Annotated in this window: 14 protein-coding genes; 9 read left to right on the top strand and 5 right to left on the bottom strand. The window is 67.7% G+C overall.

All coding sequences use genetic code 11. From position 1 onward, the window contains the following. Positions 1 to 175: 175 nt before the first annotated feature. From ACLIBK_RS21370 to ACLIBK_RS21355, 4 genes are all read left to right on the top strand, one after another. Positions 176 to 3,850 (top strand): toprim domain-containing protein, encoded by a 3,675-nt coding sequence (locus tag ACLIBK_RS21370; RefSeq protein WP_415389332.1) that lies wholly within the window; start codon positions 176 to 178, stop codon positions 3,848 to 3,850. Positions 3,851 to 3,993: 143 nt separating this feature from the next. Then, positions 3,994 to 4,614, top strand: a complete 621-nt coding sequence (locus ACLIBK_RS21365; protein ID WP_415389331.1) for a hypothetical protein — start codon at positions 3,994 to 3,996, stop codon at positions 4,612 to 4,614. Beyond that, on the top strand, positions 4,611 to 4,931 hold the full coding sequence (locus ACLIBK_RS21360) for an HGGxSTG domain-containing protein (protein ID WP_415389330.1): 321 nt from the start codon (positions 4,611 to 4,613) through the stop codon (positions 4,929 to 4,931). Before ACLIBK_RS21365 ends, ACLIBK_RS21360 begins: the two co-directional genes overlap by 4 nt. 192 nt (positions 4,932 to 5,123) lie before the next feature. Continuing rightward, a protein-coding gene (locus ACLIBK_RS21355; protein ID WP_415389329.1) for an IS3 family transposase occupies positions 5,124 to 6,298 on the top strand; the annotation gives its coding sequence in 2 pieces (ribosomal slippage) (positions 5,124 to 5,391 and positions 5,391 to 6,298; 1,176 coding nt in all). Between the two features lie 18 nt (positions 6,299 to 6,316). On the opposite strand, the gene ACLIBK_RS21350 is transcribed toward ACLIBK_RS21355, so the two are convergent. Then, entirely contained in the window at positions 6,317 to 6,517 is a 201-nt protein-coding gene (locus tag ACLIBK_RS21350; RefSeq protein ID WP_415389328.1) for a hypothetical protein, read from the bottom strand. Positions 6,518 to 7,658: 1,141 nt separating this feature from the next. Here ACLIBK_RS21350 and ACLIBK_RS21345 point away from each other — a divergent pair. Both ACLIBK_RS21345 and ACLIBK_RS21340 read left to right on the top strand, forming a co-directional pair. Beyond that, a complete protein-coding gene (locus tag ACLIBK_RS21345; protein WP_415389372.1) occupies positions 7,659 to 8,339 on the top strand; it encodes a recombinase family protein in 681 nt (226 codons plus the stop codon). Next, positions 8,332 to 10,815 carry a PAS domain S-box protein gene (locus ACLIBK_RS21340; RefSeq protein ID WP_415389327.1) on the top strand — a complete coding sequence of 828 codons (2,484 nt, stop codon included), beginning with the start codon at positions 8,332 to 8,334 and terminating at the stop codon, positions 10,813 to 10,815. The genes ACLIBK_RS21345 and ACLIBK_RS21340 overlap by 8 nt, the downstream gene beginning before the upstream one ends. A gap of 334 nt (positions 10,816 to 11,149) precedes the next feature. On the opposite strand, the gene ACLIBK_RS21335 is transcribed toward ACLIBK_RS21340, so the two are convergent. Beyond that, a complete protein-coding gene (locus tag ACLIBK_RS21335) occupies positions 11,150 to 11,890 on the bottom strand; it encodes a Crp/Fnr family transcriptional regulator (protein ID WP_415389326.1) in 741 nt (246 codons plus the stop codon). Positions 11,891 to 12,213: 323 nt separating this feature from the next. Here ACLIBK_RS21335 and ACLIBK_RS21330 point away from each other — a divergent pair, with 323 nt between their 5' ends. Next, positions 12,214 to 12,930 carry a Crp/Fnr family transcriptional regulator gene (locus tag ACLIBK_RS21330; RefSeq protein ID WP_415389325.1) on the top strand — a complete coding sequence of 239 codons (717 nt, stop codon included), beginning with the start codon at positions 12,214 to 12,216 and terminating at the stop codon, positions 12,928 to 12,930. 49 nt (positions 12,931 to 12,979) lie between these two features. Here ACLIBK_RS21330 and ACLIBK_RS21325 read toward each other — a convergent pair whose 3' ends face one another. Next, positions 12,980 to 13,216, bottom strand: coding sequence for a DUF6894 family protein (locus ACLIBK_RS21325; protein ID WP_415389324.1), 237 nt, complete (start codon positions 13,214 to 13,216; stop codon positions 12,980 to 12,982). A gap of 39 nt (positions 13,217 to 13,255) precedes the next feature. Between ACLIBK_RS21325 and lpxD the strand changes: the two genes are divergently transcribed. Further along, the gene (gene lpxD / locus ACLIBK_RS21320; RefSeq protein WP_415389323.1) at positions 13,256 to 14,284 is read left to right on the top strand and encodes a UDP-3-O-(3-hydroxymyristoyl)glucosamine N-acyltransferase; all 1,029 of its coding nucleotides are present in this window, start codon (positions 13,256 to 13,258) and stop codon (positions 14,282 to 14,284) included. 47 nt (positions 14,285 to 14,331) lie between these two features. Here the strand turns inward: lpxD and ACLIBK_RS21315 are convergent, their stop codons facing one another. Further along, complete coding sequence (locus tag ACLIBK_RS21315) at positions 14,332 to 14,601, bottom strand: hypothetical protein (protein WP_415389322.1); 270 nt, start codon at positions 14,599 to 14,601, stop codon at positions 14,332 to 14,334. Next, on the bottom strand, positions 14,598 to 15,188 hold the full coding sequence (locus tag ACLIBK_RS21310; RefSeq protein ID WP_415389321.1) for a hypothetical protein: 591 nt from the start codon (positions 15,186 to 15,188) through the stop codon (positions 14,598 to 14,600). Before ACLIBK_RS21310 ends, ACLIBK_RS21315 begins: the two co-directional genes overlap by 4 nt. Between ACLIBK_RS21310 and ACLIBK_RS21305 the strand changes: the two genes are divergently transcribed. Further along, a partial coding sequence (locus ACLIBK_RS21305; protein ID WP_415389371.1) for a transposase occupies positions 15,170 to 15,334 on the top strand: 165 nt, incomplete at its 3' end. The genes ACLIBK_RS21310 and ACLIBK_RS21305 overlap by 19 nt on opposite strands.

Genomic DNA, 15,334 nt, shown 5'->3' with positions numbered 1-15,334 from the left:
TCGCCCCCGCCACGATCAAGCTGCAGCTGCTCCCCGGATCCGATGCGGGTGAGCCCCGTGCAGGCTTGCTGGTGACGCCCAGCAGCGCCAGCACGAACCGCCGCCCCGTGCTGCTAGCCTTTGCGAACATCGCCGCAGCCGTAGCAGCAAAGCAGACGATGGAAGCGGGGCGCGGTTGAGAGACGCCCCCAACAACGATCTGGATCTGATCCGCGAGGGCCTTCGGGCCAGCGTGCAGCAGCTCTGTGTCGACCTGCTGGGCAAGCCGTCCAGCAAGTCGGGCAGCGAATGGCGGTGGGGCCGCAAGGGCTCCATGGCGGTGTCCGTGTCGGGGGCCAAGCGTGGCCTCTGGCATGACCACGAGAGCGGCCAGGGCGGCGACATGCTGGCCCTGATCCGGCGCGAGCGAAGCGGCGACTTCTCGGCCACGGTAGCCTGGGCGCGCGGCTTCCTGGGGATGGGCGAGGCGCCCGAGTGGGCGCCGCACGAGCGCAAGGCGAAGCCGCAGGATCGGGCGAAGCAGGCCGCTGCGGAGGCAGAGGATGCAGTTCGCCGGGGCGTCGCAGAACGGCTCTGGCGGGATGCGGTACCGATCGCTGGCACGGTGGCCGATCGCTACCTGACCGAGACGCGACGCATTCCCCGTCCAGATGCGGGTTGGCCTGCCTCAGCAGTGCGGTTCCACCCCGGCCGGTGTGCCCTGATCCTGGCCGCTACGGCCGAGGCCGGCGACGTCCAGGCGGTGCAGCTTGTCCACCTCACGGCCGAGGGCACGAAGCGGGAAGAGGAAGGCCGCCCGACCAAGCAGAGCTTCGGTCCCCAGGAAGGCGCTGTCGTGCGCCTCCCCGGCGACCGAAGCGCGCTGCTGCTGGCGGAGGGGCCGGAAACCAGCCTCAGCGTGTGGGCTGCAACCGGGCGTGAAACGTGGGTGGCGCTGGGCAGCGTGGGCAAGATCCAGCCGCCCTCGCTCCGCAAGGTCGTGGCCTGCGCCGATGACGATCCCAAGGATGCGCCGGCCGCCAAGCAGCTGCGCAAAGCAGTGTCGCGGTGGCGTAGCGAAGCCCGCGACGTGGCCGTGGCGACGCCTTGGAACCCGAGACGCTACGACAAATCCGACTTCAACGACCTGATCCGGCGTGAGGGTCCGGAGGCAGTCGCGGCCCGGATCAAGGCAGCGCTCTCGCCTCGCGGCAATCCTGGCCCCAGCGGGAAACCACAGCCTGCCCCACTGGCCCGGCACCGGCTCGGCGAGGCCGTGAAGCGCTTCTTCCGCCTGGCGCGCGACTACGACCCGGATCTGCAGGACGATCCCGCGCCGCCGATCGCGCACGGCATCAAGGTGGATGTCGGCGTGGGCAAGAGCGAAGCCGCACGCCGCGAGGCGGCCGACTACCTGGCGGAGCTGCGAAGCGCCGGAGACGATCGCAACATCGCTTTTGCCGTGCCGACCCACCAGCTGGGGGAGGAACAGGCCCGCGCTTTCGAGGCGTTGCCCGCCGCACGATCCGCCGAGCTGCGAGCAGCAGTATGGCGCGGCCGTGAGGCCGACGATCCCGACGCGCCGGGCGAGAAGATGTGCCGGGATCTCGACGCGGTTCGCGACGCGAAAGCCGTATGGGCTCCCGTGGAACAGACCGCTTGCCGCAACAGCAAGACCGGCGCGGTGTGCCCCTTCTTCGAGGAGTGCGGCTACCAGCGGCAGAAGAAGCAGCGAGCCGACCTCTGGCTCGCGCCGCACGAGCTGCTGTTCAACAGCAAGCCCGCAGCCATGGGCAAGCTGGCGCTGCTGGTGGTGGACGAGGCCGCCTGGCAGGACGGATTGGAGGGCGTCAACGGCCCGCCGATGGACGTGACGTTGGACACCCTGGCCAGCGACATCGCCTCACTGGGCAGCCTGGGCGGCCTGAACGCTCAGCGCCTCCGCGACACCCTGCGGCGCATCGGAGCGGCGCTGCAGGCGGCGCCAGACGGGCCTGTACGCCGCGCCGACATGCTGGCTGCGGACGTGACGGCCGAGACGGGGCGGGACGGCCGGGCCCTGGCGCTGGACTGGCTGGTCAAGGCCGAGATGCAGCCCGGCATGACGCCGCAGCAGCGGCGGGAAGCGATGGGTGGCGCTGCCGGCAACCGCACCATGATCCGCCTGTCCCGCCTCTTCGGTGCGGTTGAGGCGCTGATGCGCGAGGACGGCCCCGAGGCGAGCGGCTGGGCCGAGGTGGTGACGGAGAACACCGAGGACGGCCGGCAGCGCCTGATCCGGCTGCGTGGGCGTCGGGAGGTGCGGAAGGGCTGGCAGGTCCCCAGCCTGCACCTCGACGCCCTGCTGAACCCCACGCTGGTGCGCCCCTACTGGCAGCAGCTGGAGGTGGTGGCGGAGATCGCCGTGCTGACGCCGCACATGCGGATCCGGCAACAGGTCGGGAAGGACTGGGCGAAGTCGGCGCTGGTGCCGGACGAGTATGATCCTGACGACCGAGACCGCCGGCTCAAGAACAGCGAGAAGCTGCGCGCTGCGGTGTGGCGCGAGGCCCGTAGCTCTGGCGGCCGGGTGCTGGTGGTCGCGCAGAAGGCGGTGCGGACCTACTGGGAGGAATGCGGCCCCATCCCCGGCAACGTGGAGCTCGCGCACCACAACGCCGTTGCCGGCCGCGATCAGTGGGGGCCTGGCCCTGACCGGGAGGGGGTAAGCCTGCTGACCGTGGTCGGGCGGACGCAGCCCCGTACCAGCTCGGTGGAGCGCATGGCGGAAGCCCTGACCGGGGCCGCCGTGGCCAAGCGGGCTGCCGGCTTCCGCTACGACCGTCGGGACGCCGCGATCGAGCTGGCGGACGGCTCCTCCGTCTCGGCCGAGGCTGACTGCCACCCCGATCCGACAGCCGAGGCTATCCGCTGGCAGATCTGCGAGGGCGAGCTGATCCAGATCATCGGCCGTGGCCGCGGCGTGAACCGCACTGCAGCGAACCCCCTGGAGGTGCTGATCCTGACCGACCGCCCCTTGCCTCTGCCCGTAGACGAGGCCGTGACCTGGGAGGACCTGGCCCCGGCTGCAGCCGACCTGATGCTGTCCCAGGGAGGCGTGGCGCTGGAAAGCCCGACCGATGCCCACCGCTGCTATCCGAACTTCTGGCCGAGCCCGGACGCCGCCAAGAAGGCTGCCCAGCGAGGCCAGTGGGGGACAAACCCCATAGAGTATCTATCAAAGGGGGAATGTCCCCCACTGGTCACGGCTACCTACCAGCGTGCCGGGGAGAGGCAGCGGCCAGCGCGGGTCCACTTCGACCCGGCTGCGGTTCCGAAAGACGAGCTGCGGGGCTGGTTGGAGGACCGTTTGGGACCGTTGGTGCGGTTGGACCTAGACCCGCCGCCCGAACCGACCCCGCCCGGCCCCGGAAACCGCCCACCAACGCCCGAGGCGCCTCCGGCGGGGGTGGTGGAGCCGGTCAGCGCCCCGGAACCTGTCTGGGCGGGGCCATTGGGAACAGGCGGGATCAATGAGGGGCCGGATCCATTGCCTGCAGGGGCTCTGAATGGATCGCCGCCCCGCAGTAATGCGGGCGAGTGCGGGCCTCCGCCCTTTGAAAACAATCATAGGAAATCAAACGAGGCCGCCGACGATCTGGGCGGATACCTGCACCCCTCCGTCATGGGGATGCGGCCGATGTGCCGGATCGGATCGCCTCTCGACGGGCTCCGGTTCGGCAGCGCCGCCGAGCGCAAGGGGGTTTCGGGCATGTACGCTCGCACGCGAGAGGGTGGAGCGCCGCCAGGGCAGGAGTTTCGTTCGATGTACGTGCAGGCGCGCGAGGCACCGAACCTACAGGGCATTACAGGTAGCGAGGCGCCAGCATGACAGACAAGTCCGAAGCGCCCCAGCCGTCAGTTCTGCCCCTGCCTCCGCACCGCTCTGCTGCCGATGGGGTGCGGCTCTTGGCGAGGGCCAAGCGCAGCCGTGCCCTGGCGGCGAAGCAGCGGGAGGAGTTCGGAGATCCATTGGTGGCGAAGTACGAGGATCAGGACGCTGAGCGGTGGGAACAGCATGGCGCCGCGGCGCTGGAACCATTCATGCACACCACCACGCCGCTAGAGCCTGGTCGCGGCGGTGAAATGGTCGCGGCAACTGCCAAGAACCTGACGAAGCGGCGCGCTCTCGTGGATACCGTGCGCGAGCGGCCTGACATGCTCGCAGCCGACGCCAGCTTGGAGCGCCTGCACCTGGCGGAGCGGGCCGGTGTGTTGACGACTGCGGTTGATGCTGCCGAGACGATCCAGGCGGAGAACAGCTTAGAGCGGATGCTGGCGCACCAGATGGCGGCGGCTCACTCGCTGGCGATGACGCTGGTTGCCGATGGCCAGGAGGAACTACAGGCGTACCGCAACAGCGGCCACCGCCACCCGCACCGGAGCCAGGAAGCCGCCCGGATGGTCGGTGCCGCGGCGCGGCTGATGGACACGTTCAACCGGTCCCTGCTGACGCTGGAGCGGCTGAGGAACGGCGGCGAGCAACGCGTGGTTGTGCAGTACGTGACCACGGTTGAGGAAGGCGGGCAGGCCGTGGTGGGGCCGGTGGTGCCGGGGCGGGGCAGCGGGAAGAAGGGGGCGCCGAAAACGAGATGAGCGACCAACCCCAAGCGCCTGAGTGCTGCGCCGGTATTCTTGCGGCTCGCCAGGCTCCCCGATGCGGCGCGAGGACCCGGCGCGGGCTGGCCTGTGCCGGTCCTGCCATGCTTAACGGTCGATGCCGGATGCACGGCGGCGCCAGCACCGGGCCGCGAACCGAGGAAGGGCTGGCGCGGTCGCGGCGCGCGACGTGGAAGCACGGGAAGCGCAGTGCCGAGATGATCGCGGGCGCGAAGCGTCGGGGCGAGGCGCGGCGCCAAGTGCAAGCCCTGCGCGCGCTGTTCCGTGGATGGCAGCAGTTGACAGACGAGTGACGCTGGCTGCTGGCGCTGCAAGCGCCCGAGTTCTGCGGCAGCAACAGCAACATCAGGGCAACCGCGCGGAAGTCAAAAACCTAGATAACAAACGGAAAAAATTGGTAGGTAATACCTCTTAATGCTACTGACCTGCCCCCGTAGAAGCGGTCCGCCGGTAATGTACCCGGTGGACGCGGAGGGGAGATCTGGATGGGCAGGCAGAAGGCACACACGCCCGAGGAAATCGTAGCCAGGCTGCGCCAGGTCGAGGTGCTAACCGGGCAAGGCAAATCGGTGGCGGAGGCGGTGCGGGCGATCGGGGTGAGCGAGCCGACGTACTACCGCTGGCGGGCCGAGTTCGGTGGGCTGAAGTTGGATCAGGTGAAGCGGCTGAAGGAGCTGGAGCGGGAGAACGCGCGGCTGCGCCGGGCGGTCTCGGACCTGACCCTGGATAAGGTGATCCTGAAGGAAGCGGCGTCGGGAAAATACTGAGCCCCGCGCGCCGCCGGGCGGCGGTGGGGCACGTGAGGCAGCGGCTGGGCGTATCCGAGCGCCGGGCGTGTGCGGTGCTGGGACAGCAGCGATCGACGCAGCGCAAGGCACTACGGGGCCGGAACGACGAGGCGGCGCTGAGGGCGGACATCGTCGAGTTGGCCAAACGCTATGGCCGCTACGGCTACCGGCGGATCACTGCCTTGCTGCGGACCCAGGGCTGGGCCTGCAACCACAAGCGTGTCGAACGGATCTGGCGGGCAGAAGGGCTGAAGGTGCCGCTGCGGCAGCCCAAACGCGGGCGGCTATGGCTGAACGACGGGTCGTGCGTGCGGCTGCGGCCCGAGAGGGCGAACCACGTCTGGGCGTACGACTTCGTGGAGGACCGCACCCGGGATGGGCGCAGGTTCCGCATGCTCAATGTCGTGGACGAGTATACCCGCGAGTGCCTGGCCATTCGGGTGGGCCGCAAGCTGGGCTCGACGGACGTCATCGACGTGTTGTCGGACCTGTTCATTCTGCGCGGCACCCCTGGCCACATCCGCTCCGACAACGGGCCCGAGTTTGCGGCCACCGCCGTGAGGGACTGGATCCGCGGCGTCAGGGCCAGGTCGGCGTTCATTGAGCCCGGCAGTCCCTGGGAGAACGGCTACGTCGAGAGCTTCAACGGCAAGCTCCGCGATGAGCTGCTCAACGCCGAAGCGTTCAACACGCTGGCCGAGGCCAAGGTCCTGATCGAGCAATGGCGTGTGCACTACAACACCGTCCGCCCGCACTCTGCTCTCGGCTACCGACCGCCAGCCCCGGAGGTCGTCATGCCTGGCCAGCCAGTTCCGCCCGACAACCCTGCTCCGGCCAGTTCAGCCCCGCCCTCTACGGCTATGCTCCACTAAAACCTTGCCCGGATCACCTCATGGGGGCTGGTCAAGCGCCTCGTCGGCCGCCCATTCCTGGACCAGCAACACTACCAGATCGCCGTCGTAGCCCTCGTGCTGCTCGACCGACCAGGCGCCGGGCAGGTCACGCAGGCCCAGGGAGAGAGACACGGCATCGTTCTCGGTCAGGCTGTGCAGCGCCCGGATCAGGCTGAGAGAGGCAATGTCGACGGGCATCTGAGTATGAGCGCACATTTTGTGCCTCCCCGGAGTTAACGCCCGCCCCTCATGGACAGGTAGGAAGGCCTTAAGTTCTGGGCCTCAAAGGTTAATGAGAGGTTGAGATCGCCTGTCCCTCACGGCGTTGTTAGGAACGTGCGGCAGCCAGCTTCGGCCTCACTCCTCGCGTGGGAGAGCGGTGGCAGCGTCAGTTAATCCTGGTCCAACCAGTAGTTCACTGTCCGTGTGCACTCCTCCTGCGAGGCAAAGGCCTGCCCGTCGCAAGGGTGCCCTGGGGACTTCAGGAACCACCTCACGAGCCTTAGGTCGGCCGCGTCAGTGGCGTCGATCGTAGAGCCGCGATAGCGGTAGGACGGGCCGCCAAGCCGGCCTGCCTGGGTGATCAGTTCAGCCCTGTGGCGCAGGAGCGCGATAGGTTGGTTGATCATGCTGTGAGTGTGTCCGTTTCCCCCTCGACCCGCTTAGGTTGAGGCCACCTCTCGGGCGGCGTCCAGCCTTCGGGCCCTCTCGGCCATTCTGCGTGGCTAGCGTTACCCGTCGATGACTACCTGGCCGGCGCGGGAACCTCGTCGGCTATGGAAGTGAGAGGTTCCCGCTTGATCTAGGGTGGCTTGATCGGCCCCGTCTGGCGGGCGAGTGCATCCGCCTCGTGCTTGGCGCCTAGGATGCTTGCTCACGGCGGGGTGTTGCCCGTGCATGACTAGGTTCCCAGCCATGGAACCTAGTCGGCTCCTAGCGCTACAGTTACGCATCCCTAAGGGGCTTATCGCCCCGGCGGGTTAGAGCAACTGTAGTGTTAGCCCTTGTTGGCCTGTCTACGTTTAATCCGGAGGCGCTTGCGGGCGGTCTTCAGGCTGCGTTTTGGTCTTTTTGGTCTGACAGGCACGACGGCACATCCCCTGCGTGAGTTGGAACGTCAAACCCTTAGCAAGCTAGCCTCCGACTGCAAACGGACGGCGCGGCGGGATATGGCGCTGGCTCCAGGAAGCCGCGGCGGTGGCGGGGCGTCACGCAATCTTGCTGCGAAAGAGTTCGTGCCAAGCAGATCGAGTGACCGTCAATGTGACAATCTGGACATGCCGGAGAGCAACGCCTGATTTTGTCACTTATTCGGCCGTCTGTGGAGCGGAGGATCGCCGTGCTGATCGGCTACATGCGTGTGAGCAAGGCGGACGGCAGCCAAGTGCTGGACCTGCAGCGCGACGCCCTGCTCGCTGCCGGGGTGGACCCGGTCCGATTGTACGAGGACCACGCCTCGGGCAAGCGCGACGACCGGCCCGGGTTGGAGGCGTGCCTGAAGAGCCTGCGCCCAGGCGACATGCTGGCCACTTGGAAGCTCGACCGGCTCGGGCGCGACCTGCGTCACCTGGTCAACCTCGTGCACGAGCTGACCGGGCGCGGGGTGGGGCTGCGCGTCCTCGCCGGCGAGGGGGCGGCCATCGACACCACCACCCCGAATGGCCGGCTGATGTTCGGCGTCTTCGGGGCGCTGGCGGAGTTCGAGCGTGAGCTGATCGTCGAGCGAACCCGGGCCGGCCTCGCCGTCGCGCGGGCCCGCGGCCGCCACGGGGGACGCCCCTACAAGATGACGGGGGCCAAGCTGCGCCTTGCCCAGGCCGCCATGAGCCAGCGGGAGACGGCGGTGGGCGAGCTCTGCGCCGAACTCGGCATCACCCGCCAGACGCTCTACCGTCACGTCGATCCCGAAGGCCGGCTCCGGCCGGACGGCGAGAAGCTGCTGCGCCGCCTCGACACGGGACAGAAGCCGGGGCCTCTGGTAGGCCGGCACGGATCGAAGGTCGGCGAGCGACATGTCTGATCTCGAGCGGATGGTCTGGCGGCAGCGATTGCTGGCTGACTTCGGCGACTTCACTCTACACAGCCAAGACCTCGACGAGGTCCTGACGGAAGCCTGCCGCCTTGTCAGCGAGGCGCTCGGGACAAAGCACGCCAAGGTTCTCGAAATCGAAAACGGTGGCCGGTCCATCCTCCTGCGGGCGGGCGTCGGCTGGCCCTCCGGGCTCGTCGGCAGTCTGCGCCTGGAAATGCGCGACCGGTCCTCCGAGACCTACTCGATCAAAGCCGGCAAGCCCGTGGTCACCCAGGACACCTCCAAGGAGGACCGGTTCGAGGTGCCCGCGTTCCTGAAGGACGCGGGCGTGGTGGCCTTGGTGAACGTGCCGATCTTTCTGCCCGGTGGGCAGGCCTACGGCCTGCTGCAGGTGGACAGCCGGGAGCCGCGGGACTTCGGCAGCCACGACATCGAGTTTCTGCGCACCTACGCCAGCATCCTGGGCCCCGTCATCGATCGCCTGCACCAGGTCCACAGGCGACGTACGGCTGAGGAGCGGTTCCGTCTCATCGTCGAAGCCGCGCGTGACTACGCGATCTTCGTGACTGATGCGGAAGGCCGGATCACTGACTGGTTCCCCGGAGCGGAGGCGGTTTTTGGGTGGACGGCTACCGAAGCGGTCGGGCAATCCGCCAGCATCCTGTTCACGTCCGAGGACCGGGACAACCACGTGGACGCGGATGAGTTCGAGACGGCCCGCACGGAGGGTGTCGCGCCGAACGTGCGTTGGCATCCCTGCAAGAGCGGAAGACGGGTGTTCATCGAGGGCAGCAACCGGGCGCTGCGCGGGGACGGGGGAGAACTGCGCGGCTTCTTCAAGATCGGCCAGGACGTCACCGAGCGTCGCAGGGTCGAGGAGCAGTTGCGCGAAAGCGAGCAACGCCAGCGCGCTTTGATCGAAGCATTGCCGCAACTGGTCTGGCGCGCGGCGCCAGGCGGAGAGTGGACCTGGGCCGGGCCGCAATGGACCGCCTTCACCGGCCTCTCAACCGAGGCCAGCCGAGGCAAGGGCTGGCTGGACGCGCTGCACCCTGATGACCGGCAGGCAGCATGCGATGCCTGGGCCGCGGCAGAACCGGAAGGTCTGTTCCAGTCTGACTACCGCATCCGCCACGCAGGCTCAGGGCAATACTTCTGGTTCCAGACCCGCGCCGTACCAGTGCACGACGAGGGTGGACCCCTTCTCGAGTGGATCGGCACCTCGACCGACATCCAGGACCAGGTCCAGGCCCGTGAGGTTCTGGCGCGCAGCCATGACGAACTCGGGACACTGGTCGCCGCGCGCACGACGGAGCTGATGGCGGCCGAGGAAAGCCTGCGCCATGCCCAGAAGATGGAGGCTGTGGGCCAGCTCACGGGCGGTATCGCGCACGACTTCAACAACATGCTCCAGGGCGTCACGGGCAGCCTCGACATGGTGCGCCGTCGCCTCGCGCAGGGTCGCACCGGGGAGGTGGGACGCTACCTTGAAGCCTCGCAGGAGGCGGTAGGCCGGGCAGCGGGCCTGACGCGGCGTCTGCTGGCCTTCGCGCGGCGGCAGCACCTGGAACGCAAGCCGGTCGACGCGGACGGGCTGGTTGCGGGAATGGCGGACCTGATCCGCCGTACGGTCGGCCCTGGCATCGAGGTCGAGCTGCGCCTGCACGACGGCATCGGACGTGTGCTGTGTGACGCCAACGAACTGGAGAACGCGCTGCTGAACCTGTGCATCAACTCGCGCGATGCCATGCCCAGCGGTGGACGGCTGATGATCGGCACCGAGGTGGTGCAGCTTTCGGCGGAGGATCTGAAGCGCCTCGAGGATCCTCCGCGGGGGGACTTCGTGGCGATCCGCGTCGCGGACACCGGCACGGGCATGCCACCCGAAATCATCGACCGTGCCTTCGACCCGTTCTTCACCACCAAGCCGATCGGTCAGGGCACCGGGCTGGGGCTGAGCCAGGTATACGGCTTCGTGCGGCAGTCAGGCGGGCTCGTGCGCATCGAGAGCGCGCCAGGACAGGGTACGACGGTTCGCCTCCTGATGCCGCTGCATGACCATGTGGAGGAAGTCGAGGTGCCGGAGGAGCCATCCCCACCTCGCGCCGCCTCGCAAGCGACGGTGCTGCTGGTCGACGACGAGGACGCCGTGCGCCGCCCGGCAGCCGAGCGGCTGCGCGACCTCGGCCACGTGGTGCTGGAAGCAGGTGATGGCCCGGAAGCGCTACGGATCCTGGGGATCTCTCGCCCGGACCTGTTGGTCACCGATGTCGGGCTGCCGAACGGCATGAACGGGCGGCAGCTCGCCGAGGCGGCACGTGAGGGCGCCCCGGGGCTGCCCGTGCTGTTCATCACCGGCTACGCAGGGACGTCGTTGCCGCCGGGCGCCGACGTGATCGACAAGCCGTTCGAGCTCGACGTCTTCGTGCGACGCGTCCAGGCGGCCCTGCAAGTGGGTCGGTGAACCGTCACCAGTAGACACCGGGGAGCTTAGCGTGCCTTTTTGCATGGATCGTGCAGCGATCCCTACATGCCCGGCCAAGGAACCTAGTCGGCCTCAGCGGCTGGTTCCGCGCCGCCGTAGCGGCTGATGCCTAAAGACGGCAGCTGATCCGTCCTTGCGAGAAGCCGTCGAGCCAAGCCATTCGCTGCCGAAGGTGGGAGTGGCTGTAAGGGCAGTCGCAGGCCTGTAAGCCCTCGAACTGCCCTAAGAACCGACCCCGCTCCCGCGCCTCGGCTAGCGAAGCGGCGATGGCGGACCAGGTCTCAAACTCTTCCACAAGCCGAACCTCCTTACCTCAGCGCCGGTACTCGACCGTGCTGCCGTCCGACGAGCCCAGAAACTTATCCTGCGCCCGCCGCACCACGCCGTAGCATTCGCAGGTGACGTTCTCGAGCCCGGGCCGGTCGGTGATGGTGATGCGGCCTCGCTCGTAGCGTATCAGTCCCGCCTTCTGCAGCGTGCCTGCCGCAACGGTCACGCCCGCCCGCCGCAGACCCAGCATGAGCGCCAGCAACTCGTGCGTCATCGGGAAGTCGTCCCCTTGCGACCGGTCATGCGCCATCAGCAGCCAGCGCGCGAGGCGCTGCTCGGTGTAGTGGCGGCCGTTGCAGGCGGCGGTGCGAGCCACCTGCCCGTGATGCACCAGCGCGTAGCGCAGCAGCAGGTTCCGTAGCACCGGGTCGGCGTCCATCGCCTGCTGCATGGCCGGGGTGTCGATGCTCAGGGCGGTGCCGGGGCACTGCACCATGGCTTCAAGGTCGTCGTGGTCGCTTCCAAGAATGACCGGCAACCCAACCACACCCTCGTGCCCGACCACACCGACCTCGGCGCCATCGCCGTCCTCCAGCGTGGCGATCATGGATACCCATGCCGTTTCCGGGAAGTACACGGTGGTGATGGGCTTCTCAGGCAGGTGCAGGACTTGCCGGAAGGTGAGGTCCACGGACGTGAACTGCGGCCAGAGCTGGGCCAAGCTGTCGGCCGGCAGGGCTGCGAGGAGGCGGTTCTTAGGCGTGGGGTGATCGTAAAGGGTCAACACAAGGCTCCCGCGAAAGGTACCGGCGGGAGCGCGCGCATCTCTCAGCCACCCGCGCCGAAAGATCGCAGCGAGCGATACAGAAGACTGTAGCAGAAGATCTTGCCCGGCATTGTACGGAACCGCGCGGGCCACGCCTTCTGCTCGTGCCCAGGGGCGCGTCACTCGCCAGTCCTCAATCGCCTCCACCGCGTCCCGCAGAACCCCCATACGGCTGTTCCAGCCGGGTTGCCGAGCCGGGGCCGGCGTCCAAAAGTGAGCGCTGAGCGACCGCGGCACAGGCAAGGGCTCGACTTGGCAGCGCCTTTCCGAATACTGCGTCCATGCCCGCCCTCGAACAACGCAATGTTGCGAACCATCTGCTCGCCGCCTTGCCGCCCGCAGACTTCGCCCTACTGGCTCCGGCACTGGAGCCGGTTGATTTCGCGATCCATCAGATCCTGCTCCACGCCGAGGAAGAGGTCGGCGCTGCTTACTTCGTTGAGAGTGGCGTCATTTCCATGCTGGCCCGGCTCCAGGAAGGCGAAGCAGTGGAAACGGGCGTCATTGGGTCAGAAGGCATGGCAGGGCTCCCCCTGGTCTTCGGCACGCCGATCTCCCCGCTGGAAGCAGCGGGTGAAATCCCCGGCCGGGCGCTTCGCGTCGCGGCACCGGCATTGCGCAGGGTCCTCCAGGACAGTCCTGCTCTGATGCAGGCACTCCTGCATTACGCCCAGGCCTTCTACGCGCAGGTTTCCATCGCTGCGGGCTGCCATGCCGCGCACGACCTTCCACATCGCCTCGCCCGCTGGCTGTTGATGGCGCATGACCGTGCCGGAGGCGATGAGTTCCCGATCACGCACGAGGTTATGGCGCAGATGCTCGGGGTCCGTCGCTCGGGCGTCACCATCCAGGCGGGCTTGCTGCAGAATGCGGGCCTGATCCGCTACGCACGGGGCCAAGTGACCGTGTTGGACCGGGCCGGCCTGGAGGACGCATCCTGCGAGTGCTACCGCTTCATCCAGCGCATCACTGAACGCCTACGCGCACCACCCAGCTAGCTGGGGAGTGTCGCAGCTCTGATCTTTCACGGGTGGATGGTGCAGCGCGTCAGTCCAGCCAATCCCCTTCCAGCGACAGTGTTGCTCTGAAGAACTCTCGCCCGGCCTCGTCCCTGACAACCGCATAGAGATCCCGGCCACTGTCAGTGGCAGGAAGATCGCGCGCCAAATCTGGCAGCAGCGCCATGGCCTCGCGGCATGCATCCCGGTGGGTCGCCAGGTCCTGGCCTTCGGTGTCCCGATGGACGCTCTGACTGTCGTGGACGTCGAAGAAGAACTGGGGCATGCGTTGGTGCCTGATGGTGAGCAGCTAATGAACCCTAAAATGCCTGAGACGGTGATCGGGGATAAGCGCTTTTTCACGCGGTGTGGTCCGCACTCCCTCGCCACAGTTGCAGAAACGGCACGCGGCGTCGCGGCGGAGGTCGATCTGCCACTTTCAGGTGTCGCCCCACTGCAAATGGCAGGCCCTTCCGAGGTAAGTTTTCTGGACAACCGGCGATACGCGCCAGCGCTGGAGAAGACGTCCGCTGGGGCAGTGATCATCCATCCGGACATGCTCGCGCGGGTGCCGGCAGGAACGGTGCCTATCGTCACAGCGGAGCCGTACGCCGGGTGGGCGCGCGTCGCTGCGCTGTTCCATCCAGCTCTGCCCCTGTACCCAGGCGTGCATCCGTCGGCAGTTATCGCCGAGGACGCGCGTGTCGATCCCTCGGCGGAAATCGGAGCATTTTCAGTTATCGAAGCAGGAGCAGAGATCGGTGCTGGCTGCCGGATTGGTTCCTTTGTTGCCGTGGGAGCGGGGGTTGTCCTTGGTCCCCAGTGTCGGATTGGGGCACATGCGAGCCTGAGCCACGCCATTCTGGGCGCCCGCGTTTACGTTTATCCAGGTGCACGCATCGGGCAGGAGGGCTTCAGCTTCGCATCCATCGAGGCTGGGTTCCTGTCAGTCCCACACCTCGGGCGGGTGGTGCTGGAGGACGATGTGGAGGTCGGTGCCAACACCACCATCGACCGGGGCTCGACGAGGGATACGGTGGTCGGCGCGGGTTCCCGCCTCGATAATCTGGTGCAGGTCGGGCATAACGTACGCCTCGGTCGGTGCTGCGTTGTGGTGGCGCAGGTAGGGATCGCGGGCTCGACCGTACTGGAGGATTTTGTCCAAATTGGCGGGCAAGCGGGGATTGCCGGACACCTGCATATCGGCAAGGGAGCCAAGATCGGTGCACGGGCGGGCGTGATGTCGGACGTGCCAGTTGGCGCAGCGGTGGTCGGCAGTCCCGCCCAGCCAAGGCAGGAGTTCTTCAGGCAGGTAGCGGCCCTCAAGCGGATGGTGCGCCGAACGCCAAAGTAACTTCTTGGGCACGTATGATCCGTGCCCATGCAGAAATTCTAGCCGCTCTACGCCCTAGGCGCGTCAGGCTGGAGAAACACAAGCTGCTCCGCTGTGCGCTCGGCCGTCCGCAGCGTGCGGCGGATATCCTCGGACGGCGCCGCGTCGATCAGCCCAGCCACCGCGAAGGCGAAGGAATAGGCCGCATCGCGCGGGCTGGGGGCGAGTGCTACCGCCAGCGCGGCCCGATGGCTGGCCCGCCCGGCGCGGTGGCAGGACAGGTCCGCCAGCACGGCCGGGCTACGCCGTGCAGGCCGCCGGGGGAGAGGGGCGCTCACGCGCCCGCCCTCGCTGCCCGGAGCGCAGCCGCCTTGGCCTCGTACTGCTCCGCCGATGCCAAGACGCGGGCCACACCGGCTCGCATCAGCTCCGCCTGCTGCTCAAGCCATTCGGGCGTGTTTTGCTCCACGTCGCGAGCGGCTGCAGCCTCGGCTTCAATCCGCGTTTCGTTGGCGCGCTGGGCCGCTATTTTCGCGTTGATGAACGGCAGGGCTCTCGCGTTTCTTCTCGCCCGGTCTGCTTCCAGGGCCTCAAGGCTCTGGAGGTAGGCGGGATCGGAGTGCAGCAGGTCGCGCAGCAGGCCGGGCGTGATAACGCTCTCCCAGCCCTCATGCTCCTCCCGCAGCACAACGCGAGCCTTGGCCTGGAAGCCGGCGAGGGTACGGGCCGGGGTATCCCGGATGCGCTCGCACAGTTCGTCCGCGTGATCGCGCAGCAGGTCGCCTTGCGCGCCATCCGGGGCGTCGTCGTACCGGCCCGCCGCGGCGTCCGCATCGTCTTCCTGACCTGCCCCCGTAAAAGCGGTCCGCCGGTAATGTACTCGGCGGACGCGGAGGGGACTTTGGGATGGGCAGGCAGAAGGCACACACGCCCGAGGAAATCGTGGCCAGGCTGCGCCAGGTCGAGGTGCTGACTGGACAGGGCAAATCGGTGGTGGAGGCGGCGCGGGCGATCGGGGTGAGCGAGCCGACGTACTACCGCTGGCGGGCCGAGTTCGGTGGGCTGAAGTTG

Origin of the sequence: Roseomonas sp. BN140053 (assembly GCF_047690175.1) — a bacterium.
Taxonomy (GTDB): domain Bacteria; phylum Pseudomonadota; class Alphaproteobacteria; order Acetobacterales; family Acetobacteraceae; genus Roseomonas.
This window is presented reverse-complemented; position numbering and strand designations above follow the sequence as displayed.